Origin of the sequence: Psychrosphaera saromensis, from assembly GCF_002954545.1 — a bacterium.
GTDB classification, from domain to species: domain Bacteria; phylum Pseudomonadota; class Gammaproteobacteria; order Enterobacterales; family Alteromonadaceae; genus Psychrosphaera; species Psychrosphaera saromensis.
The window spans coordinates 1730210-1753465 of sequence record NZ_MSCH01000003.1 but is presented as its reverse complement, the minus strand read 5'-3'; the positions used below and the strand labels follow the sequence as shown (position 1 = coordinate 1753465).

Annotated in this window: 20 protein-coding genes; 7 read left to right on the top strand and 13 right to left on the bottom strand. The window is 37.2% G+C overall.

Annotated features, from left to right (window positions below; translation table 11 throughout):
• Window positions 1-22: 22 nt before the first annotated feature.
• Entirely contained in the window at window positions 23-520 is a 498-nt protein-coding gene (locus BTO11_RS07970; RefSeq protein ID WP_105052106.1) for a hypothetical protein, read from the top strand.
• Between the two features lie 442 nt (window positions 521-962).
• Here the strand turns inward: BTO11_RS07970 and BTO11_RS07965 are convergent, their stop codons facing one another.
• From BTO11_RS07965 to ylqF, 4 genes are all read right to left on the bottom strand, one after another.
• A complete protein-coding gene (locus BTO11_RS07965) occupies window positions 963-1232 on the bottom strand; it encodes a hypothetical protein (RefSeq protein WP_105052105.1) in 270 nt (89 codons plus the stop codon).
• A gap of 383 nt (window positions 1233-1615) precedes the next feature.
• Window positions 1616-2038 (bottom strand): acyl-CoA thioesterase, encoded by a 423-nt coding sequence (locus tag BTO11_RS07960; protein ID WP_105052104.1) that lies wholly within the window; start codon window positions 2036-2038, stop codon window positions 1616-1618.
• 139 nt (window positions 2039-2177) lie between these two features.
• Complete coding sequence (locus BTO11_RS07955; RefSeq protein WP_105052103.1) at window positions 2178-2555, bottom strand: hypothetical protein; 378 nt, start codon at window positions 2553-2555, stop codon at window positions 2178-2180.
• A 106-nt stretch (window positions 2556-2661) separates the two neighbouring features.
• Complete coding sequence (gene ylqF, locus BTO11_RS07950; RefSeq protein ID WP_105052102.1) at window positions 2662-3594, bottom strand: ribosome biogenesis GTPase YlqF; 933 nt, start codon at window positions 3592-3594, stop codon at window positions 2662-2664.
• Window positions 3595-3855: 261 nt separating this feature from the next.
• On the opposite strand from ylqF, the gene BTO11_RS07945 reads away from it, so the two are divergent.
• The 4 genes from BTO11_RS07945 (at window position 3856) to BTO11_RS07930 (ending at window position 7604) form a co-directional block, all read left to right on the top strand.
• Complete coding sequence (locus BTO11_RS07945) at window positions 3856-4518, top strand: SDR family oxidoreductase (protein ID WP_105052101.1); 663 nt, start codon at window positions 3856-3858, stop codon at window positions 4516-4518.
• Between the two features lie 86 nt (window positions 4519-4604).
• Window positions 4605-5099: a peptidylprolyl isomerase gene (locus BTO11_RS07940; protein WP_105052100.1), complete on the top strand. Its 495-nt coding sequence runs from the start codon at window positions 4605-4607 to the stop codon at window positions 5097-5099.
• Between the two features lie 56 nt (window positions 5100-5155).
• On the top strand, window positions 5156-5875 hold the full coding sequence (locus tag BTO11_RS07935) for a UDP-2,3-diacylglucosamine diphosphatase (RefSeq protein WP_105052099.1): 720 nt from the start codon (window positions 5156-5158) through the stop codon (window positions 5873-5875).
• A gap of 49 nt (window positions 5876-5924) precedes the next feature.
• A complete protein-coding gene (locus BTO11_RS07930; protein WP_105052098.1) occupies window positions 5925-7604 on the top strand; it encodes a dipeptidyl-peptidase 3 family protein in 1680 nt (559 codons plus the stop codon).
• A 131-nt stretch (window positions 7605-7735) separates the two neighbouring features.
• Here BTO11_RS07930 and BTO11_RS07925 read toward each other — a convergent pair whose 3' ends face one another.
• From BTO11_RS07925 to BTO11_RS07895, 7 genes are all read right to left on the bottom strand, one after another.
• Window positions 7736-10318 carry a TonB-dependent receptor plug domain-containing protein gene (locus tag BTO11_RS07925; protein WP_105052097.1) on the bottom strand — a complete coding sequence of 861 codons (2583 nt, stop codon included), beginning with the start codon at window positions 10316-10318 and terminating at the stop codon, window positions 7736-7738.
• 384 nt (window positions 10319-10702) lie between these two features.
• On the bottom strand, window positions 10703-11341 hold the full coding sequence (locus BTO11_RS07920) for a DsbA family oxidoreductase (protein WP_181135869.1): 639 nt from the start codon (window positions 11339-11341) through the stop codon (window positions 10703-10705).
• Window positions 11342-11611: 270 nt separating this feature from the next.
• Entirely contained in the window at window positions 11612-12211 is a 600-nt protein-coding gene (locus BTO11_RS07915) for a hypothetical protein (RefSeq protein WP_105052095.1), read from the bottom strand.
• A gap of 151 nt (window positions 12212-12362) precedes the next feature.
• Entirely contained in the window at window positions 12363-13418 is a 1056-nt protein-coding gene (locus BTO11_RS07910) for a DUF4340 domain-containing protein (protein ID WP_105052094.1), read from the bottom strand.
• 8 nt (window positions 13419-13426) lie between these two features.
• The gene (locus BTO11_RS07905) at window positions 13427-15418 is read right to left on the bottom strand and encodes a GldG family protein (RefSeq protein WP_229793319.1); all 1992 of its coding nucleotides are present in this window, start codon (window positions 15416-15418) and stop codon (window positions 13427-13429) included.
• A gap of 1 nt (window position 15419) precedes the next feature.
• Window positions 15420-16154, bottom strand: a complete 735-nt coding sequence (locus tag BTO11_RS07900) for an ABC transporter permease subunit (RefSeq protein ID WP_105053702.1) — start codon at window positions 16152-16154, stop codon at window positions 15420-15422.
• A gap of 52 nt (window positions 16155-16206) precedes the next feature.
• Window positions 16207-17136: an ABC transporter ATP-binding protein gene (locus BTO11_RS07895; protein WP_105052093.1), complete on the bottom strand. Its 930-nt coding sequence runs from the start codon at window positions 17134-17136 to the stop codon at window positions 16207-16209.
• Between the two features lie 336 nt (window positions 17137-17472).
• On the opposite strand from BTO11_RS07895, the gene tsaA reads away from it, so the two are divergent.
• Both tsaA and BTO11_RS07885 read left to right on the top strand, forming a co-directional pair.
• Window positions 17473-18213: a tRNA (N6-threonylcarbamoyladenosine(37)-N6)-methyltransferase TrmO gene (gene tsaA, locus BTO11_RS07890; protein WP_105052092.1), complete on the top strand. Its 741-nt coding sequence runs from the start codon at window positions 17473-17475 to the stop codon at window positions 18211-18213.
• A gap of 81 nt (window positions 18214-18294) precedes the next feature.
• Window positions 18295-19560, top strand: coding sequence for a Kelch repeat-containing protein (locus BTO11_RS07885; RefSeq protein WP_105052091.1), 1266 nt, complete (start codon window positions 18295-18297; stop codon window positions 19558-19560).
• Window positions 19561-19679: 119 nt separating this feature from the next.
• On the opposite strand, the gene BTO11_RS07880 is transcribed toward BTO11_RS07885, so the two are convergent.
• The gene (locus tag BTO11_RS07880; RefSeq protein ID WP_105052090.1) at window positions 19680-20264 is read right to left on the bottom strand and encodes a CAP domain-containing protein; all 585 of its coding nucleotides are present in this window, start codon (window positions 20262-20264) and stop codon (window positions 19680-19682) included.
• A gap of 85 nt (window positions 20265-20349) precedes the next feature.
• On the bottom strand, window positions 20350-22932 hold the full coding sequence (locus BTO11_RS07875) for a BspA family leucine-rich repeat surface protein (RefSeq protein WP_105052089.1): 2583 nt from the start codon (window positions 22930-22932) through the stop codon (window positions 20350-20352).
• Window positions 22933-23256: the final 324 nt, after the last annotated feature.

Below are 23256 nucleotides of genomic sequence, written 5' to 3'. Positions count from 1 at the left end.
ACGTATTAATTAAGGAAACACATTGAATAGCCGTCTTATATTATCTGGTGTTGTATCGTTTGTTTTTTACTTTGGTTGGGCTTACTGGGCCAACTCTGCAGATAATATACCAAGCTCTGTTACTTTACAGGCTGCTTTGGTACAAGGCTTGTACAGCGGATTTGTTACTTTGTTTTTCACTTTAATATTGGAAAAGGTCGTTAATAAGTATAAAACCAGTTACCTGTCTTTGGCTTTTGTAACCCCAATCCTATGTTTATTTCATTCTAAAACACCGCAAAACTTAGCCGTGAAACAAAGCCTTAATAACGCAATTAACCGTTCTGCTGCATACTTCAAACACAAAAAGTTAGCAGGAACACTATTCGCTCCCATCATACCAATTGCCGTTCAATCTGTTTTAGTTATAGGTGTTAATGTTGCAAATCAAACACCTAACCTAGCACTAACCGTCGCACCTAGCATTCTATTCACTGCGTTATATGCATACACATATATGTTTGCGTTACTTAAGCGGTAGGTTTATTTTTTGATATGAGCCTTTGAACTTAATCGCTTTAGCAAAGCTAGTCTATTTTCGCTCAATATTTTTATAAACAAGCTGTACTATCAGTAAAATAGGATATTTCAGAATTAATATCATATTAATAATTTAAGGTACGAAGGTGTCACCTTATTTCAGGACGACACAAGTCTTACAAAAAAAGCGCTGAAATCAGCGCTTTTTTATTGGCTAGTAAATGAATTTATTTCTTAGAAATAAAAATCGCACTTACTTTTTTGTCTCTAACAAATCAATGAATGAACAACAAAAACAAACAGCAATACAAATGTATAAGAATAAAATGATGGCTCGATATAGGTTATGCATTATGAGTTCAAAAAATTTAGAAATTAGCTTAATGACTAACCTAGCAAAAATTTCTAATTTTTATTCATAGGTCAAAGACGCTCTTTATCTATTAACCCCGTTTTAATTTATTTACTTCTAGCGCCAAAACTATTGATCTAAATGTAATAAATAATGCCCAAGGCACAGCAACAAAAAGAGCTTTATTTACTAAACTAACATCCGCAAGTAAAGGATGAAGTGCCTCTGGTGAAGCTCCAAATTTAGAAAATAAACCGATGGCGATTACGATCATAGCTGGTGCATTGTAAAGACCCAGATACATCATCTTTTTTTCAATGACCTTTAATCTATCTGTAACTTTTTGCTGTTCTAAATTCATTGATAAATTCTCCATGACTAATACTGTATATAATGCCTCATTCAAAGGCGAATACTTCGGGGTTAACAATAGCGATTAAGCTTATAACTTAAATTACTTATAAAATCATAAGCTTATCTAATGGAATCACGTTTCCATTATTATCTGTTGTTCCTAAAAAAATAAAGCTTTTTATGATCAGGTGAAAGTTCAACACAACCGCTTGTATTATCTAAACACGAGACCACGATCTGTTCTATTTCATCTATTAATTGGGGTCTTTCAGCATAGGCGTATAGTTCTAGTATCAAGCTGTACTCTTTATATAGGACTACATCTTGAATAGGACCATGTATTATATTAGTGTAGATTTACAACCGAATTAAATATGAATTAAATCAAACCTATAGTTCTTCTTTAGAGCTATTTAAATGCGACTGCATACGCTCTAACAAATCACCTTCAATTGGTACTGCTTTGCCTGTTTTTTGATTTAACACCACAAACGTAATATCCGCATCGGCTATGGCTACGCCGCTTCCTGCGATTGAAATGTCTTGATGGAAAACTGCGCTCTTACCGCCTACTTTAGACAAAGAAGTTTTGACATCTAAGGTATGACCCATAGTTGCTGAAGCTCGGTAATTAATATTAATGTTTACAATTACCCAGGCTAAACCAAGAGATTGAAAGAACTCAATATCGCCACTGTCTTCTAAATATTCCCAACGCGCTTCTTCTAAAAACTCTAGGTATCTTGCATTATTTACATGCTGATAAACGTCTAGGTGAAAACCGCGAACTTTGATTTGTGATGTGTGACTCATGTTTATCCTTAATAAATTAATTTGGCTAGCCCACGGAGCTAACAGTTAAAAACGTTTGGCAGCAACAATATGGCTATGATCTACGCATAAACCTTATTTACAATAAAAGCTGACTTTTTACTTTTACTTTTACTTTTACTTAAAACGTTTCACTAAATTTGGGTAAGTCTAATTTTTGGTTTAGCTTTGTAAATTGGGGCTCAGTGTATGGCCCTTCTATTACTTCATAAGGCTTAAGGTAAATATTGTCATTTTCCTTATCTAGTACAAAATAAGAAATCACATCAGGCTCCGAAGTTAATTGTTTAACAACGACATACTTTTCATTAGACCCTACTGCGATTACTTTATTCTCGACTCGGCCAATAAAAGAACCATCATCATCAACTTTAATCCCTAACTTAACATCGCCATCTATATAATAAACAGCATATACGTCATCTTCCCACATACTTGAGTCACCCCAGATAAGCAGAATGACAATAAACATTGCGATAATCGATGCAGCTAATTTCATATATGTTTACTCTAATAGTATTAGAAATCATGAACCTTGTTATGAGAAAAGTTATTCAAGCCCATCGCATGAGTGAGGCCTAAATAACTGAGTAAAAACACCACAACTATCTGCGCGGGCGCTTTTTACCTTTCTTTTTCTCTTCAAATGCTTTTTTCTTAGCAAGACGTTCAGCTTCTTGTATTTTACCAATCGCTTTTGCTTCAATGCCTTGCTCTACCGTTTCTAGCGTGATTGCACCAAGCATTCCTGAGCGATAATCGTTTAGGATAATTTCCGATACTTTATATAAGTCAGCTATGCCGCCTTTACGGATACAAGCACGGTTTACGGCAATGGCGTCCATCACCTTAATTGGCGTTTCTGGCATTTCTTTTAATTGGTAACGTTCAATCAATAGCTCAGGGTAATGAGTCATTAAATATTCAATGGCGTAATACGCTACGTCTTCCTTTTCTGTCACTGTGTCTTTAATGCCGCCTGTAATGGCTAGACGATAACCACAATCTTCTGGCTCTAATTTAGGCCATAAGAATCCCGGTGTGTCGTGCAATACAATATTGTTATCTAAACGGATACGTTGCTGTGCCTTGGTTACACCAGCTTCATTACCTGTTTTAGCTATAATACGGTTGGCCAAAATATTAATCGCGGTGGATTTCCCAACATTTGGAATACCACAAATAAGTGCGCGCAATTGTTTGTCCTGGCTCACTCTGTGTGGAACCATGTCTGAAATAACGTTTAACAGATCTTTTATTTGTTTTGGATCTTGCGAGGTTACGGCAATAGCTGTGATACCACGTTCTTGCTGTAAGTACTCTAGCCATTTTTGCGTTTGGATTGGGTCGGCTAAATCGCTTTTATTTAGTATTTTAAGAACCGGAGTATCACCTCTAAGTTCTGGCACTAGAGGGTTCTCACTAGAAAATGGAATTCTGGCATCGAGTATCTCTATGATCACATCTACTTGAGGCATGATCTCTGCAATTTCTTTTCGAGCCTTGTGCATATGGCCCGGAAACCAGTTAATTGCCATTTTATCTCCGTTGAATTTGTACGACTTATTTATCGTACAAAGTTAGTACTAAAGTTAATTACCTTGATTTTACCGTGTTTAGCTCAGTTCACAAACGACTAATTTTTCTTTTATCACCTCAACTAAATGAATAGCCAATTAACGACACATGTTAGGAGTAAATTTATTGTTAACATTGAAATCCCTCCCTGCCAACACCACTTAGTTAACACATGTAAAGAATCAAGTTATGTATTTACCATTGAACCTGGAAATTAAATTATGAAAACAGCAGTTATTACCGGTGCAAACCGTGGTATTGGTTTATCTCTAAGCCAACAACTTGCAGCCAAAGGCTGGGATATTATTGCAATATGCCGCAGCGAATCAGAAGAAATTGAAGCAGTTGCGGGTATGGTTATTTCTGGCATCGACGTAACCAATCCAGATGATATTGAACAAATCAAAAAGATCATTGGCGATCAACAAGTTGACTTACTAGTGAATAACGCTGGTTTATTACGAAATGAAGAACTCGGCAATATCGATTACGACTCTTTACGTGAGCAATTTGAAGTAAACGCTTTGTCACCATTGCGCGTCACTGAAGCACTTATTCCTAATATGGTTGAAGGCAGTAAAATCGCTAACATCACTAGTCGTATGGGGTCTATGACTGACAACGACTCAGGTGGTCGTTATGGTTACAGAGCGTCAAAAGCGGCATTAAATGCGATTGGTAAATCTCTTGCTGAAGACTTAAAAGGCAAAGGCATTGCGGTTGCACAATTGCATCCGGGTTGGGTACAAACTCGTATGGTTGATTTTAACGGGCTAATTAGTCCAGAAGACTCAACTGCCGGATTAATTGACCGAATTGAAGAATTAAATTTATCGAATACAGGTGGGTTTTGGCATACCAACGGTGAAGTACTTCCTTGGTAACTGTTTATTAGTAGCAGATCTAGCTCTTAGCTAGGTTATTCGTTACAATTGCCCACAAAATCAAAATCTAATTATTAGGAAATATTATGGTTGTTTTAACAACAAACTTTGGCGACATTAAAATTGAATTATTTGCTGAAGAAGCTCCAAAAACAGTTGAGAACTTTTTAAACTATGTGACATCTGGTTTTTATGACGGTGTGATCTTTCACCGTGTCATTCCTGGTTTCATGGTTCAAGGTGGTGGCATGCTACCTGGTATGGAAGAGAAAGACGGTAATGCGTCAATCAACAACGAAGCAAACAACGGCCTTAAAAATGACCGTGGTACGCTAGCGATGGCTCGTACTCAAGAACCTCATTCAGCTTCTTCACAGTTTTTCATTAACAGTGCTGACAATGCATTCTTAAACTTCCGTTCTGAAACGCCTGATGGTTGGGGATACTGTGTATTCGCAAAAGTTGTTGAAGGTATGGACATTGTAGATAAAATCTCTGCGACTAAAACAGGTAATGCAGGTTATCATCAAGATGTACCAGTTGAAGACGTTATTATTGAAAAAGCAGTTGTAACTGACTAATTCAATATCGTTATAGGGCATCGTTTGATGCCCTTTTTATTAAGACTGAAAATTATATGCCATCAATATTAGTCATTGCAGACTTACACTTAAATCCAGACCGCCCAGACATTACTCAATGTTTTTTAGACTTTTTACAAGCGGAAGCTAACCAACACTCATCGTTATATATTTTAGGCGACTTATTTGAATCTTGGATTGGGGATGACGACATCAACCAATTCAGTACATTAATCGCAGACTCTATCAGCAAATTCTCACAGCATACGCCTGTGTTTTTCATTCATGGTAATCGTGACTTTTTACTTGGTAAAAAATACGCAAAACGCTGTGGCATGACATTACTACCCGAGAGTTTTATAACAACAGAATTCAATAAAACCATTTTGTTTATGCACGGCGATCAGCTTTGTATCGACGATGTGGATTATCAAGTATTTAGAAGAAAAAGCCGTTCTTGGTGGTGGCAAACCTTAATGTTAAGTTTGCCTTTGTTCTTACGTAAAAAGAAAGCAGCCAAATACCGCAATATCAGCAAAAAAAGCCAAATGGATAAACCAGAATCCATCATGGACGTTGCAGAACGTGAAGTACAACGCGTAATGTCAAACTCAAGATGCGATTGGTTAATTCACGGCCACACCCACAGACCGAACATACATAGCAGACCACAGAACAAGCAACGAATTGTGGTTGGCGATTGGTACACTCAAGGTTCAGTGTTAGTGTTGTCGGATGAAGGCCCTGAGTTAAAAGCCTTACCATTTAACCGTTAACAAAAAAATAATTATAAGCGCACACATAATTGCAAAAAAAGGATCATCTATGAAACGATTACAATCAAAAACATCTAAGCTTAAGCTGACCTTAGCATTAGGTTTACTAACATCTTTAGTACTTGCTGGATGTGGACAAAATACGACTGAAGAAACGACGACTGTCGACACATTAAAGCCTGAATTTGCATCTCGCCTTGATATCTATACTCCCGTCACATTAACTGCCGACTTGTCACATTTAAGTGATAAACAAAAACAAATGCTTGCTGTGTTAATTGATGCATCAAAAATCATGGACGAGTTATTCTGGCAACAAGCTTACGGTAAAAACAAAGATGAGTTTTTAGCTAGTATTGCTGATGAAAAAACCAGAACTTATGCCGACGTAAACTACGGCCCTTGGGATAGATTACAAGGTGATGAAGCATTTTTAGCGGGCCAAACAGCAAAGCCATTAGGCGCACAGTTTTATCCTGAAGATATGACTAAAGAAGAATTCGAGTCAGCGGATATTGTTGATAAGACAGGTTTATACTCTGTTGTTGAACGTAACGATAAAGGCCAGTTATATTCGGTACCTTATTCAGTTTATTACTTGGAGAAATTAACCAAAGCAGCTGAGTTGCTATTAAAAGCATCTAAATTAGCTAGCAACAAAGAGTTCGCAAATTACTTAAAACTGAGAGCCGACGCTTTATTAACCAATGAATACCAAGCATCTGATTTTGCTTGGATGGATATGAAGTCAAACTCAATCGAATTAGTTTACGGTCCAATCGAAAACTACGAAGATATGTTATACGGCTACCGTGCAGCGTTTGAAGCTTATGTATTAATTAAAGATATGGCATGGAGTGAAAAGTTAGTTAAATACGCTTCTACCCTTCCTGAATTACAAAAAGGCTTACCGGTTGCAGATAAGTACAAAGCTGAAATGCCAGGTTCTAATGCTGAATTAAATGCCTATGACGTTGTGTATTACGCTGGTCATTCAAACGCGGGTTCTAAAACCATCGCGATTAACCTGCCAAATGATGAAGAAGTGCAATTAAAGAAAGGTACACGTCGTTTACAACTTAAAAATGCAATGCAAGCTAAGTTCGACAAAATATTGTTACCTATCGCCGACTTATTAATTGTGCCTGAACAACGTGAAAACATTACCTTTAATGCGTTTTTTAATAACACTATGTTTCACGAAGTTGCTCACGGTTTAGGCATTAAAAATACGATCAACGATAAAGGCACCGTACGTCAGTCATTAAAAGAATATGCTTCTGCGTTAGAAGAAGGCAAAGCCGATATTTTAGGCTTGTACATGATCACTCAGTTGTTTGAACAAGGCGTGATCACAGAAGGTAAATTGGAAGATTATTACACTACGTTCTTAGCTGGTATCTTCCGCTCAGTACGTTTTGGCGCAAGTTCTGCTCACGGTAAAGCAAATATGATCCGCTTTAACTACTTTGCAGAAAACAACGCATTTAAACGTAATGAACAAGGTTTATACAGCGTTGATATGACTAAGATGCGTGATGCAATGAACGGTTTATCAAAACTAATATTAACTATACAAGGCGACGGTGATTACACTGGCGTAGCTAAATTAGTTGCTGAAAAAGGCGTTATAAAAGCACAACTAGCCGCTGATTTGGAAAGACTAACAACTGCAAATATCCCAGTTGATATTGTATTTGAGCAAGGTAAAGAAGTATTGGGTTTATAAACGAAGGCGTGTTTATAAACTAAGACTTGGTTATAACTTTGTTTATTTATAAATCAGTGCATTAATACTGACGACTTAAACTAAAAAAGGCTCCTTATAGGAGCCTTTTTGTTACTTTGAATTAAACTCTATTAGAATTTATACGTAGCTTTTACGTAATAAAGTCCACCGTTGAAACCAAATGGAGACGTTTCGTAATATTGTCCGCCCCACTGACTATTGCTACAACCGCCACAAGCAGCTGCTCCGGCTTCAGTAAAGTTAATTTCAGTTGCTTTTTGGTCAAGTAAGTTTTGTGCACCAACAGATACAATTATCTCATTAGTAACAGAGTAACTTAACTCCGCATCTAGCGTTACAGCTGCTTCACCTGTATTAATGGTTGCATCGTAATCAACGTGTACGCCTTGATATTCACCATAGTAATTACCACGTAGCAAGAAGTTTACTTTCTCCCACTTTTGCGCCCAAGTTAATGTAGCACGGTGATTTGGCAAGTCATTTTCTAAACGAGATACTTTAAAATCACCAGTGATTTCAGTAAAGTTATCTACTTCAGTTTCATTATAGTTGTAGGCCAAACTAAAGGTCGCATTACCATCAAAAAGGTCGGTCGCGTAGTTAGCAATAAAGTCTACACCTTGTGTCGTCGTATCAAAGTCATTGGTAAAGAAACTTACTAATTGAATTGAATCTACATTAGCAACACCGTCTGCTTTAAGAGCTATTTTATCAGCGTCACTTAGCTCGTATTTAGTCGATTGAGAAACTCGGTCTTCAACAGAGATATTGTAATAATCAAGAGTGATAAATACTTCACCTACGTTTAAAACCGCGCCCAATGTATAGCTTTGAGATTCTTCTGGTGTTAACTCGGTTGCACCTAATTGAATCGCAACAGGGTTAGTTGCTGGTAACAATGCAGAATCAACCAATGCCCCATCTTCTAACGCAGTTTGCACATTAGAGTAGTTTGCTTGACCAACTGTTGGAGCACGGAAACCAGTACTCACTGAACTGCGTAATGAGAAGTCATCCGTCAAATTCAGCTGTGCAGTTAACTTGTAATTAGTATCAGTACCAAATGTACTATAATCTTCAAAACGTATGGCTGCACCGATTAAGAATCCATCAGTAACTTGAGCCTCTGAATCAACGTAAAAGGCACTATTTTTACGAGTATATTCACCAGCGGCTTCCGGCTTAAATCCTGGAAAACCATTTGAACCAATACCAAAACCTTGTGAGGTATATGGGCCTGCAGTATAAGAATCTACATCACCAGCCGTCACTTCAAAAGATTCATCATGCCACTCATAACCACCAGCAAGCATTAGTGATTCAAACATATCTACATTAATTTCTTTGGTGAAATCCATGTTGAATGTTTTTTCTAATTGAGTGTGTTTACCCGGATTAAAATCACGTCCAGTATCAAGACCTAATGAGGCATTTACTGTGTCATAAATAACATAACTAGATTGATTGTAACCAACTGAACCACTGAAATCGTATGTGATACCACTATCAAATTCACCACGAGTCCCCATAGTGATTGAAGTATCAACGATACTGCCACCGAAGTTAGGCGTAAAACCACCAGGTAACATTTCATTAAAACTAAAACAGTTATCGTTATTAACAACATTATTAATGTAATTGTCTTGAGTTAACACATTGCCACTTGTAATTGGTACATCAAGACATGTTCTTGCAGCTCCGCCAGCTTCAGCAATATCACCAATGAGTAATGTCTCGCCACCGTCATTTGAATATACACCACCACGGTCGTGTGGATTACGATAATAGAAGCCACCACGAACATCACGCTTAGAGTAATTACCAAACATATATGCTTCGGCATCGTTTGCTAAGTCCAAACCTGAATTCACAAAAATAGTTAGGTCATCGTTAACTTCAGGAGAACCCCAAATTTGTGCTAAGTCAGAAACAGCTGTATTACCGGCGGCAATTAAGCCAGCGGCATCTGGACGTTGAACACTGCGACTCGTCGCCTCAGAGTCTTTATATTGAAAACTTACATTAACAAAACCAGCTTCTGTAAGCGGCATACCAATGTTGCCCGAGATTTCTACAGCGTCGCCATCACCTTCATAATAAGAACCATAACGAGCCGTTAACGAGCCGCCTTCTGCATCGTCTTTTAACACAAAGTTCATAACACCAGCGATAGCATCAGAGCCGTATTGAGCCGCGGCACCATCACGAAGTACTTCAACCTGTTTTAATGCTGAGCTAGGAATAACTGATATATCAGGTCCTTGAGCACCATCATTGATACCACCGCCTAATAAAGCAATAACTGAAGCTCTATGGCGACGTTTACCATTAACCAGTATTAATGTGCTATCCGATGACAATCCACGTAAGTTAGCTGGTTTAACTAAGCTTGCAGCATCCGAGATTGGATTACTGTGGACATTGAAAGAAGGTATTGAGCCTTTAAGCAGTTCAAGCATATCGGTGTTGCCACCACGTTCTAATTCTTCACCACCAATTAGGTCAATTGGAACTGGTGAGTCATCAACTGAACGAGGAGCGCCTCGAGAGCCAACAACGGCTATGCGTTCAACATTTTTAATAAGATCATCTTCTTCGGCAAAAGCAAAAGTAGAGGTGGATGCTGCAGAAATTGTTAGTCCTGTCATTAATGACAGTTTTACTAATTTTGATAATGGAGATAATTTGTACATATGTATTCCCGTATTCGTATTGTTATTATTATTTTATTTTTATAATTATTATTGGATTTATGATGATTAATTTCATAAACCTAATTTATAACGTAATAGTTATTTCTAGAATTGCCACTAATTAGATATAAAAAAACAAAATAATAGATTATTTTTTCTAATCTTTTGTAAATATTGAGGTTATTTAAACTAATCAATACGATTAATTTACACTCAAGCGGTACAATAAAGCAACACTTGTGAATTGATAGCGAAAAGTAAAACCTCGTTGTTTATAAAAACAACAAGGTAATTAATGCAGGTTTTTGTGACAGATATAACTGAGTTTTTTGCGGGATTTTCTGGGTATTAATTTTAAAGCTTTATCGCTGGAATTTATGAAAGTTAAATAGCGCCGTTAGAAACGTTTTCCAGCATAGTTAAGATATGATCAACCGGTTGTGCACCTTCCATCCCATAAGCTTCATCTATAATAAAAAATGGAACAGATTCAATACCAAGCTCGGTTGCCAAAGCTTCATCTTCTTTTACTTGGTCACTATAAACATCAGAGTTTAATAATTGCTCGGCTTTAGTTTTATCAATACCAGCGTTTGCGGCGATATTTAACAGGATATCATTTTGGCTAATAAGCTCACCTTTAGCGAAAAAGCTTTCAAACAATAAGTTTTGTACTTCTTGCTCTTTACCTGACTCAGTCGCTAAATGGATTAAGCGTTGGGCGTTAAATGTGTTGGTAGGTTTGTTAATATCAAAATCAAGAGTTAAGCCAATTTCAGCACCTTGTTTGGCCATATCGTCGCATGCTAATTCAGCCCACTTTAATGGTTGGTCGTATTTTTTAGCCAATAACTCATATTTATTTTCTTGATAGGATAATTCTGCGTTTGGATCTAGTTCAAAGCTACGCCAAATAATTTCAACATTATCTCTACCGTCAAATTTTTCAAGGGCCATTTCAAAACGGCGTTTGCCTATGTAACAGTAAGGACAAGCGATATCTGACCAAATTTCAACTTTCATTTTATTATTCATAGTAGCAATAACGTTCATTTATTTTAATTAGCTTTTCCTATGCAAAGATTGTGCACAAAAAAATAGCCAAAGAAACATCAGCCACTTTTAAAGATATGATTTTGATATATATAACAGGATAAGTAGATAGTGACTTTCTATAAAGTGAGTAGCGTTTGCTTAGTCTGTACATAAGACTAAGCAATTCACTCTTGACGTTAGTCATTGAAATTGAGTCTAAGCGCTTGCAACACTTAGCTTAGTTAATGCTTAGCTTGGTTAATGCTTAATATTTTTATAAAGATGTTCATATTTAGCTTTATGTTCGCTAAATAGAAATTGTCGTAATATTTCCCGGGACTCACCTTCGGCACTAATTTTTGCAGCCATGACACCATTCTCAGTTCTAACTGGGTCTAACATTACGTCAAGGCAAGCACCATTAGGTAAAATCAATTGGCTAAGGTGTGTCATTGTAGTATCAAAGTCTTGCGGTACTTTAATTGTCATACCTGAGCTTGATAGAGATAAAACCTCAACATCTTTTTCGGTGTCATTATCAACTAGCTTTACATTTTTAACATGGTCAAGACGCCAACTACGTTCGCCACCACGCGTATCAATAACTTCAGGTATGCCTAACTCAGGTGAAAGCGTACCAAAATCATCGACTTTTAGCGTTAATGGAAACCACAAACGATAATAGCTAATTTCAGCCAGCAAAGTTAATTTAGCGTTACCTAAAATATGAGTCAACACGTCTGGTATTTCAGTCGCGACACTTAATGAATGTCTCGATAGTGAATTATCAGCGCTATCGTCTATTGGAGAAAAGGCACCGCTAAAATAAGCGAGTTCTTCATTAGATAAAACAGACATTTATACAACCTTTTTATGCACTTAGAATCAATGTGTATAGTACACCTTTACATCACACTGAACAAACTTTAACCTATTTTAATTGTGCTTTTATTATACAGCCATAGTGGCTGAACAATAACAATGTAATCTAGGTTAAAAGAAAATGTTATCACTCCAAATAATCATTCACAGGTTTACTTATTTGCTTAAAGTCGAACTCCGATATATTTATTAAATATTTACTTTGTTCCAAACGAACCCAGTAACTTAGAGTCTCTCTATCATTTTTATACAGCTGTAAGGTCAACGTTTTGCTTTGTACTTTATCGTCCAGCATGACTTTATTATCTGGCTTGTCGATTAAGCCGTTATCCAAATACGTTAACACGATACTTTGCTGCAACTTCATTTCACTCGACTCTGCTAACTTAATATCTTTGGCCGTTATGTTAATTATGTTTCTAACTAAGCCAGTAAAAATAGAGTCGTATTGTGGTACTTGTTCTTTAGTCTTGTTTAACAGCTCAAAGTTCCCTGCTAAACTATCAGTCTCACTTTCTTCATGGGCTTGACGTGCAATAGCAAACTTATTGCTGGATTTTTTATTCGACTTTTCATTAAAAAAAGCAATATCAACCTGGCTGACTTGGTTAACGTTTATTGGGATTATCTTCGGCATTAACCAAGATGAGTCGTCGCTAGGGAGATTAATATCCAATGTCACTAAGTAACTCTGCTCTTGTCTAGCAAAACGTACATAACGTCCTGTTGATGATTGGCTTTCATTTCCAATTAAAAGCTGAGTAAACTCATCACCCGCAACTAATGTTAACAGTTGTGCCTGGCTTTTTTCTGCATCTAGTTCATTGCCTTGATCTAAGCTTTGTAAACCCAAGCGCGAATAATACTTTGCTTGCTTGGTTTTCAATTCAACTATTTGCGTATCTTTTAAATTTTGTAACAGCTTTGATAATTTTTTAACATCCGCTGCATAACCAAATTTATTAGGTAAAACCCACTTACCAGATACTTTCTCGGCACTAATAAATTGTTTACTAGCCGCATTTTGTATTTGAATTTTATCAACTAAATTGACGTCAAAATCGGTCAACAACAAGGTGTCGTCAAAACTTTGCACGCCTTTGTTTTTACTAATAAAGTAACTACTTAGCAATACCGCTAATACGCCAACGGCTAATACCTTAATTAAAAAACTAATTCTCATGTTAATTCCTACTTCTTAGTTTTAGCTTTTGTAGCTTCAGGCGTTTGTTTAGCTTCAGCTTGTGGCTTAACTTGGTATTGAGCCGACATTTTATAACGAATGCGTCTAGCTAATAATCCTAACCCTAACGTTAAAATCAGTGGGAAGAATGCAATATTAAGTAACTTAATCACAGTACCTAAAGATTCAATATCTTTATTCAACTGGTGCTGTACTTCTCTAAGCTGTTTTCTAATTTCCAATTTCTTAGCCACAAATGACTCAACAGCCGCCTCTTGCTCAGGACTTAATACTAGAGAACCATTATCAGCTTGTTGATTTTGCAGTTCAGCTAATTGGTTTTCAGTTTCATTTAACTGCTGTTGCAGTTGCTGCTCTTGCTCTCTGAACTTAGCTTCGGCTTCAACCGTTAATTGTTCAACAACATCAAATGGACGTTGATAATCACCACGGCCACGGATTGAAAGTAAGGCTGAATTACCACCTAAGTTATCTACGGCGTTAACAACAAAGTCGCCATTATTAGCAAATGGTTGTAAAACAGTTTCACCAAAAAAGTTACTACTTTGCACCCAAAAACGGTCAGTTAACAAATCAGTATCGGCAACCACAATTAACTGTATATTGTCAGAAAACTTAATCCAATCTGTACCAGCAACACCTTCAGGTAACGTGTCGAATGCGGTTTTAGCTGCACCGCTTATTCTTGCAGCTAATACCACATTGGCATTTCTCGCGGTGAAATCAGTCAATAAAATATCAGGATTGGTTCCTGACATTTGATAGCGCGCAAGATCGGTAAAGTCTGTGTATTCTGAACTAATTAACAAAGGTGATAAGCTTGTTGTCGCATCATCCAATAAGCGTAACGCGCCCATACTTGCGCCATTAATACTTGATAGTGAAGCTGTGACAACATCAAGTTCATCTATGTTGTCTTTATCCAAACCTAAATAACCGATATGACGTCCAGGCATACCGTCGGGCATCATAATCTCTAACCCTTTTGCGCCATCTAACACGACAGTGTCAGGGTCGTAGTCGATTCCCCAAGCAGTAAATAATGGTTCAAGGTTTGACGTTGATACTTCTGGAACGCCCATCACGTTAGTCCCTTGTGAGTCTGAGTCGGACGATGGGTCTACCAAAATAAAGGTTTTGCCACCCGCTAACACATACTGCTCTATGGCGAACAATTGAGCGTCGGCTAGCTCTTTAGGGTGGATGATCATTAACACATTGGTGTCTTCTGGAATTGTTTCTGCGTTCGTCTCTAACATTTCAACTTGATACAACTGTTTCAATTGATTCAACACAGCCCATTCTGGAAATGTTTGAGCCTGCCCCATTTGCATCGCCATTGGATTTGGATTGGTTCCGCCTTGAATTGGCAGTGACGACAGTATAGAAACTTTAATTGGGGTTGGATCTGACAACTTATGTACTAATTTGCTCAGTTCATATTCCAATAGGCTTTCTTGGCTTGGGTCAAAAAATGCGATGATTTCTTTATCATCTAATGAATTTGTCCCTGCTAGACCAAAGTAAATAGAGTCGCCCGTTGCGTTAATTGGTGCAGCCACTAATCCCATTTCAGATGCTTTATCTTCCGCTTCAGAAAATGCCTCTGGGTCAATGATCTGTAATTTAATTTTGCCATCAGCGTAAAGCTCATATTCTTGTAATAAGGTTTTCACACGATTGGCATAATTACGTAAAGACGTTAATCCTTCAGTGGCTTTATCTGAAAAGAAAAAGTACAAGGTAATAGGCTCATCTATTGCTGACAATACTTGATGAGTTCCATCGGTAATGGAATACACATTACCTTCAGTTAAGTCCAATCTAACTTTGTTTAACAACACATTGTTTAATAATACCAGTGCCAGAAAAGCAAACGCGATAACGCCGAGTGCAATTGGAAAAGAAACTCGTTTAATTGACGATTTTGAATGCATTTGGGTCTCCATTTTAGTGTCCGTTGTATTTTTCTTTGCCATACTAGCTCGCCTTTTTATCTTCAATGATCACTAAACCAGCGGTTAACCAACTAATGATCACCAGTAAAAAATAACCCACATCATTCAATGCAATTACGCCTTTGGCGATTGAGTCAAAATGTTGGATAAAAGATAACGACGCAATAACGTCAATCGCGCCTGTAGGTAGCACACCTTTAAATGAGTTAATAACCGCTTCTGTACCACTTAATACAAACAAAAAACTGATAGAGATAGACAAGATAAACGCAATAACTTGCGACTTAGATAGCGCTGACATACAAATGCCTATGGCTAAAAACGCCCCCGCCATTAACCAGCTGCCAATATAAGCAGCAAAAATAACGCCGTTATCTGGTTGCCCCAAGTAGTTAATCGTTATCCAAAGCGGAAACGTTAATACCAATGCAAGTCCTAACACCAACCAAGCTGAAATAAACTTAGCCACCATAGCTTGGAATGCGGTTATCGGTAACGTCATTAACAATTCTATGCTACCGCTGCGACGTTCTTCGCTCCATGAGCGCATGGCAAATGCCGGAACTAAAAATAGATATAACCAGGGATGGAAATTAAAAAAGGGTAATAAGTCGGCCTGCCCTCTTTCATAAAGGGAGCCTAAATTGAAGGTCATAATACCGCTCATGATCAAAAATATAGCGATAAAGACATAGGCAATTGGGGTAGCAAAAAATGACATAAACTCACGTTTAGTCAAAATAGAGATCATGGACAATTGGTCCATAACTGATTGGTTACTAGACGACTGATTCATAATAACGTCTCCCTTATAAGTCAGTTGAATTAGATGAAGTGGTTAACTCACGGAATATATCGTCGAGTCGGCCTTTTTCACTGTAGATAGAATAAAACGGCCAATCTAGCTCACGTACTTTGTCGTAAACCGCAGTAAAAATACTCTGACCTTCACTTGGCAACACCGTCACTTTGTTTTTCTCAGTAAGAACAAAAGCCACTTCCGGTAACGAAGTTAACGCGTTGGTATTTTCTACTTCCGCACTTAATTCAATAGTGACCGCATGATGAAATGATGACTTGGCTTGCAACTCTTCTGGTGTGCCATCAAATATTTTAACGCCCTCAGCTATGATTAATGCCCGATTACAAACAGCCGTCACTTCTTCTAAAATGTGGGTAGAAATAATAACAATCTTATCTTTTGCAAGATTCTTGATTAACTCTCTAACATGATATTTTTGATTAGGATCTAATCCGTCGGTTGGTTCATCTAGAATAAGCACTTTAGGATCGTGAATAATAGCTTGAGCTAAACCGACTCGGCGTTTAAAGCCTTTAGATAGGTTTTCTATGTTGCGGTCTAGCACCGATGCTAGCTCGACATCTTTAATAACACGGGCGACTCTAGCTTGTTTTTTTCTGCCAGTTAATCCACGAACATCAGCAATAAAGCTTAAAAATTGTAATACCGTCATGTCACCATAAGCTGGTGCACCTTCAGGTAAATAACCTAAACCTTGTTTTATGCTCAAGGGATCGTCTTCTATATTTATCCCATTTATGGTGATGGAGCCTGAACTTGCTTGCAAGAAGCCCGTGAGCATTTTCATAGTGGTTGATTTGCCTGCGCCGTTTGGTCCTAAAAAGCCAACAACTTCACCCGGTTTAACATCGAATGACAAATCATTTACCGCGACAAAGTCGCCAAATCGTTTGGTTATATTTTTTATTTCGATCATCTATTTCATTACCCCTGCCAGTGTAGGCAACTGTATGTGTTAATAACTATATTTGTTAATTATTAGAATTTTATATTGTCGTTTTTCACGAATTCAAGTTATGCATTTATCATTTGAATCAAAAGATTTTAAAATCATTTTAACTTGAATATATTTCGTTCAAATTGAACTACACCTGAACTACACCTTAACTACAACAAAGTACAAGGATATTACACTAGTTGCTCACTAACCATTACCTAATAACTTATTTAATAGCGTATTTAACAATTAACATTTCACAATCTTGTTTGTCTGTTTAGAATACATTCAGTTCATTACTACGAAAAATAAATTATGTCCCAAAACCAAGACCTGTCCCAGAGCTACTCCTTGTCCCCAATAGGTGAAATCCAATCGCCTTTTAATGAAAAGTTTGGCATTCCAAGGCAACCAGGTTTGTGCAATGCCGCCGTTGGCAGTATCAAACTATTGGGTGAATGTAATAGTGATGAAGCAGTAAAAGACTTAAGTTTGCATAGCCATATTTGGATTTTATTTCTTTTTCATCAGAACCTTAAACAAGGCTGGAAACCCAGCGTTAGGCCACCAAGATTAGGCGGCAATGAAAAAATGGGCGTATTAGCTACCCGCTCGCCATTTAGACCTAACGGCATTGGCATGTCTGCAGTAAAATTATTAGGTGTCAGAAAGTCAGGTAAACAGTGGTTTATTGACGTAAAAGGGTTAGATTTGTTGGACGGTACACCTGTGGTGGATATAAAACCGTATATTCCTTATTCTGATAACATCCCAGATGCTCAATCTGAATTAGCCGATACCGCTCCGGTTAATTCACTTGATGTTAAATTTACAAGTCAGGCGAAAAATCAGTTAGAAGCACTGTCAGAAAAAGCAGAACAATATCCAAAGCTCGCCCTATTAATTGAACAAGTATTGCAACAAGACCCAAGACCATCTTATAAACAAAATAAAGCTGATGATAAAATTTACGGCATACTTTTATATAATTTGAATATCCGCTGGCAAGTTACCAACAATCAATGTGACGTACTTGAGATTGCCTCATCACAATAGTTAGTACAAAATACATGGCTGATATGTATTTTGTTAATAACCGCCCTTAACTAAAACTAGAAAAAAAGGAGATGTGAATTTATGACCTCTACAAATATCTTGTTCAAAACCGTATTAATTTTTAGCGCTATTTTGTCGTTTCAATCACATGCCAAACTTAACTTACCACCACTCCCAGAGCCAGTTACCAACAATGCAGTGGCGTCTGTCATTATTGATGGTCAACAAAGTATTTTAAGTTTTTCTGGCTTAAGTGCGGATAAAAAACTCAGCGGTATGCACAACAAGGCTTGGAGATTAGATGTTGTTAATGACGTAGCTAATGACAGCACTCAAAACGCAACTAACAGCAGCGCTAACGACAAGCTCAATAAGAAGAGCATTAGCTCTGAATTAAAGACAGAATCAAAACCGCTCTCTCCCGCTAATTTTTCTTTTGAAATAGAAGCAAACACAAGAGTAAAGGTTGCAGCTGATTTTAAAAATAAGTGGCAAGCCATAACATCATTGCCGTCGCTACAAGAGCCTCATGGTCGTATTGGCAGTACAGCCGTTGGTGTTAATGACAGCGTATATATTTTTGGTGGTTACAACTTAAGCAGTTCAAAGTCTTTTGATACTGCGCCCGGAGTTTATAAATACCATGTACCAACTGACACTTATGCGCAATTAGAACCTATGCCAGTATCCGTTAATGATGCAGTAGCTTTGGTTTACCGAGATCGTTATATCTATGTAATTTCGGGCTGGAATAACGATGCCGCTGTTAACTTAGTGCAAGTATTCGACACCTTAAAAAATGAATGGTTTCAAGCAAGCCCATTCATTGGCACGCCTGTTTTTGGTCATGCAGGTGGCATAGTTGATAACGTGATCATGATTTGTGATGGTGCAAAAGTAACACCACAACTAGCGGCAAACAGAACCATCACCCAACAAGCCAGCTGTTACTTAGGTGAAATCAACGTTACCAGAGCCGACAAAATAAGCTGGTATCAATGGGTACACCCTACCGACGCAGGAAGATTTAGAATGGCCGCAGCCGGTGATACAGAAAACGACAGAATAATCTTTGTTGGCGGTACAAATGCGCCGCATGGTGCTAATGGTGAAAGAATTGATGGCAAAGCAAACTCTAACGATAGCAAAAAACCAAAAGCCCTAACGCCCAACAGCGAGATTTGGATTTACAACATAGCCAAACGTTCATGGCAAGTAAGCAACAGCCCACAAGCCAGTATGGATCACAGAGGTTTATTAGATGTAAACGGCAACTGGATAACCATTGGAGGCATGGTAGAAAAACAGCAAATAACGGATAAAGTTATTGTTCATATTGGGCGTTAGCCGCGAATTTAACTGGGGATAATAGTAATTAATTCAGAGCCGCAGAAATAAACAGAGCGCTTTTATCGTAATGCATTAAGGCTGTAAATTCTCATTAGTTAACAAACGACTCTGACATTTTACTTCTTCTCTACTTCTAATATAAATAAATTCTTATTTGGGATCTCGGTGATCTTATCGGATTTAGTTTGATTCTTTCTGTAACCTTTTGTTAAATATACTACCCAATATTCAACATGAGGAGATTTCCACTTCTCTATAAAAGCAGCCCCTATTTCGTCTTGTTCTTTATAAAATTCAATTTCACCTAATAAATGTGCTCTATGCTTTTCTGATTTTTTAAAGGCATCCCAAACATCGACTGCAGTACTGTATCCACCAGCAATTGCTTCAACTTGGTTACTATTAAAATTAACACCATAATAGCTTGGCAATTTATAATTTGCATTTCGTAGACGTAAATTAGGACTTCCTTCTAAATTATGAGAAACCAAGCCTCGTTCAGACATGGCTTTAGCCTTAGCTTCAGCTACATCAGTTAATAACTGGTTACAACGAAGACTTGTTCGACGCTGACCTTCATCTTCTTTAATTAGCTTAACTAAAGCTTTAGCTTCTGCATTATTACCACACTTATCAAGTTCCTCAGCAAGAACAGACATTGGTAAAATAATAAATAAAACCACAACGTAAAAATATGACATAAACTTCCTTTATTAATTAAGGATTAACTCAGACGTTCACTTTAAATTCGTTAGAATACTTAAAATAAACAATCTAAATTTATAGCTACTCATTTAGGAATAAACCAAAGTCTGTAATAACCCAATTAAAACTATCGACTAACACATCTCTTGCAGACTGTGCTTCATCAGAAAATTTAGCCTCAACATCAAATTGAACAGTATGCTGTAACTCCAATGTTGCCCAACCACTAAGCAAAGCATCGTAATTTTCTATCGACAAAGCTGAAGATGAAAACATATTAGTCATATCCGCAACACTTGATACATTCCAACCACCAAGATCTTGATTAAAATTATAAGCCTTATAAAACATCCAACTCATATCAGTCACATTAGATACGTCCCAACCGCTAATATCTTGATTAAAACGAGCCGCGCCAAAAAACATGCGGCTCATATCCGTCAATTTTGACACATCCCAACTACCAATATCTTGATTAAAATCATATGCATAAGAAAAAATATAGATCATATTGGTTACATTAGACACATTCCATCCACTTATATCTTGATTAAAATTAAGAGCCTCTCTAAACATCCAACTCATATCAGTCACATTAGATACGTCCCAACCACTAATATCTTGATTAAAGTACATAGAGCCCTTAAACATACCACTCATATTTTTCACATTACTCACATCCCACCCACTTATTTCTTGGCGAAAATCGCGAGTATGCGCCAACATCCAACTCATATCAGTCACATTAGTCACATCCCAAGTATCGATAACTTGATTAAAATAAGAAGCTATATAAAACATATTACTCATATTAGTGACATTAGACACATCCCAACCACTGATGTCTTGATTATAATAACTGTTTTGAAACATAGAGCTCATATTAGTGACATTAGATACATCCCAAGCTCCAATACTTTGATTAAAAGATCTAGTACCATCGAACATCGAGCTCATGTCAGTGACATTAGACACGTCCCAATCATCAATACTTTGAGCAAAAACTAAAGCTTCACCAAACATAGCATGCATGTCTATTACATTAGAGACATTCCAACCGCCAATATCCTGATTAAAACGAGCAGCGCCATAGAACATAGAGTTCATACTCGCCACATTAGAGACATTCCAACCGCCAATATCCTGATTAAAACGAGCTGCGCCATAAAACATAGAGTTCATGCTAGTCACATTAGCTACATCCCAACCACCAATATCCTGATTAAAGTTCGTCGCACCATAAAACATAGAGTTCATATTAGTGACATTAGAAACATGCCAATCTTTAATATCTTGATCAAAATTCGTCGCACCATAAAACATAAAACTCATGTCTGTGATCTTAGACACATACCAACCTCGAATGTTTTGATTAAAGCTAGCTGCGCCATAAAACATAGAATTCATATCTGTGACCTTAGTCATATACCAATCACTAATGTCTTGATTAAAACTCGCTGCGCCTTTAAACATAGAACTTACTTCCGAAACATTAGAAACATTCCAGTGAGTGATATCGCTGTTAAAGTTTGTTGCTTGAGCAAACAGGCTTTTCATACTTTCAACTCTAGAAAGATCAGGGGTTTTACTATCATTGATCACTAAATCTGTTGCACCATAGAAAAACTGCTCCATCGATAACCAAACTCTATCTCCCCACTGTTCAATTGAAATCAGCTTTACTGCCTCGGTTTTATTATTTGAATCAATGTCATTGAAGTAAAGCTGCGGGAACTGCCCGGTAATCGACACGGTATATTCACCCGCTACATCATAAGTGTGGGTAATACTTTCGGTGATATTAGAATCAATATTGTCATCCCCCCAATCAACATTGAAATCATAACTATATGAAGAAGATGTAGAGATTGTGATTTGGTTGTCGGAACTTAATGTATTCGAATTGTCAGTTTTCCATATAGTGATAAATGCACTAGGCTCGGTAACCTCTAATGAAACCAAAGCCGATGAGCTACCGTTTGTATTAATGGCTGTTACAGTAAAACTAATGTCATCCGACACCAATTCAAGCTTTGCGCTGACATTGCAAGTATTTGTATCTGCAGATACTGCTACATCTAAACTATCGACAAATTCATCCAGTACATCATCTAAAGTACATGACGTTAATTCACCGCCATTGCTATTTTCAAGCAAAATACCAACCCATTTGCCTCGCACAAAAGTTAAATTAGCATCATTAAGAGCTGGTGCAGCAATCAACACTTTAATATCAATATTTACAATGCTACTACCTGCATTATTATTCGTTATAACGGTATGAGTCGTTCTAGCTTCTGATGTTCTAGGGATGCCATTGATTTCACAACTAGTTAAGTCTGAAGAAATCGCTATCGTTAAACCGACTGGTAAACTATCCGCTCTACATTCTGTTAATTCACCACCGCCATCATTTGTAAAAACAAAGGGGGCAATCGCAGTATGCGTAATCAAGGTTTGTAGTTCCGGAGCTTTGAGATTTGGAGGAGCTAGTTCGGTTATAAGTATTGGAACTGGTGTTTGTGTTTGAACTGGTGTGGCTGTTACTTCAGGTTCTGGTGTTATTACCGACTCGTCTAAATCTGAATCACCACTACAAGCATTTAATATAAAAGTAGTGAATAACAAGATACTCACTTTTAAAAATAATTGATTATGTCGCATAACTTATAATTCCATCTACAGCTAATTTAAAATTCAAAAAAAGAGGGACATTTTCCAGTCTATGGTTTTACATAAAAGATGAGTTTCAACAATAAAACTTGAACAGACACTCCCACTTTAAATTAAAGCCCCTTGGTTTGTAAACGGAGAGTTAGTTATTATTCTTTTTCTGATTTACATTTTATGCTTAACCTTATGTTTAAATCTTAGATAGAGTTATCTACAGGCTCAAATAACCACAAAAAGTAGCTAATAAAAAATAGTACTAAAAATAGCAAGGACATCAGCCTGGGTGTGGTATTAATTTCAATTAGTTACAAAAAA

Coding starts and splice junctions, on each gene's coding strand:
- BTO11_RS07915 (WP_105052095.1), bottom strand. CDS start 12,211: ATGTCTGTTTTATCTAATGAAGAACTCGCTTATTTTAGCGGTGCCTTT.
- BTO11_RS07920 (WP_181135869.1), bottom strand. CDS start 11,341: ATGAAAGTTGAAATTTGGTCAGATATCGCTTGTCCTTACTGTTACATA.
- BTO11_RS07965 (WP_105052105.1), bottom strand. CDS start 1,232: ATGAATTTAGAACAGCAAAAAGTTACAGATAGATTAAAGGTCATTGAA.
- BTO11_RS07905 (WP_229793319.1), bottom strand. CDS start 15,418: ATGGCAAAGAAAAATACAACGGACACTAAAATGGAGACCCAAATGCAT.
- BTO11_RS07910 (WP_105052094.1), bottom strand. CDS start 13,418: ATGAGAATTAGTTTTTTAATTAAGGTATTAGCCGTTGGCGTATTAGCG.
- BTO11_RS07935 (WP_105052099.1), top strand. CDS start 5,156: ATGCCATCAATATTAGTCATTGCAGACTTACACTTAAATCCAGACCGC.
- BTO11_RS07885 (WP_105052091.1), top strand. CDS start 18,295: ATGACCTCTACAAATATCTTGTTCAAAACCGTATTAATTTTTAGCGCT.
- BTO11_RS07955 (WP_105052103.1), bottom strand. CDS start 2,555: ATGAAATTAGCTGCATCGATTATCGCAATGTTTATTGTCATTCTGCTT.
- BTO11_RS07880 (WP_105052090.1), bottom strand. CDS start 20,264: ATGTCATATTTTTACGTTGTGGTTTTATTTATTATTTTACCAATGTCT.
- BTO11_RS07930 (WP_105052098.1), top strand. CDS start 5,925: ATGAAACGATTACAATCAAAAACATCTAAGCTTAAGCTGACCTTAGCA.
- tsaA (WP_105052092.1), top strand. CDS start 17,473: ATGTCCCAAAACCAAGACCTGTCCCAGAGCTACTCCTTGTCCCCAATA.
- BTO11_RS07940 (WP_105052100.1), top strand. CDS start 4,605: ATGGTTGTTTTAACAACAAACTTTGGCGACATTAAAATTGAATTATTT.
- BTO11_RS07960 (WP_105052104.1), bottom strand. CDS start 2,038: ATGAGTCACACATCACAAATCAAAGTTCGCGGTTTTCACCTAGACGTT.
- BTO11_RS07895 (WP_105052093.1), bottom strand. CDS start 17,136: ATGATCGAAATAAAAAATATAACCAAACGATTTGGCGACTTTGTCGCG.
- BTO11_RS07875 (WP_105052089.1), bottom strand. CDS start 22,932: ATGCGACATAATCAATTATTTTTAAAAGTGAGTATCTTGTTATTCACT.
- ylqF (WP_105052102.1), bottom strand. CDS start 3,594: ATGGCAATTAACTGGTTTCCGGGCCATATGCACAAGGCTCGAAAAGAA.
- BTO11_RS07925 (WP_105052097.1), bottom strand. CDS start 10,318: ATGTACAAATTATCTCCATTATCAAAATTAGTAAAACTGTCATTAATG.
- BTO11_RS07945 (WP_105052101.1), top strand. CDS start 3,856: ATGAAAACAGCAGTTATTACCGGTGCAAACCGTGGTATTGGTTTATCT.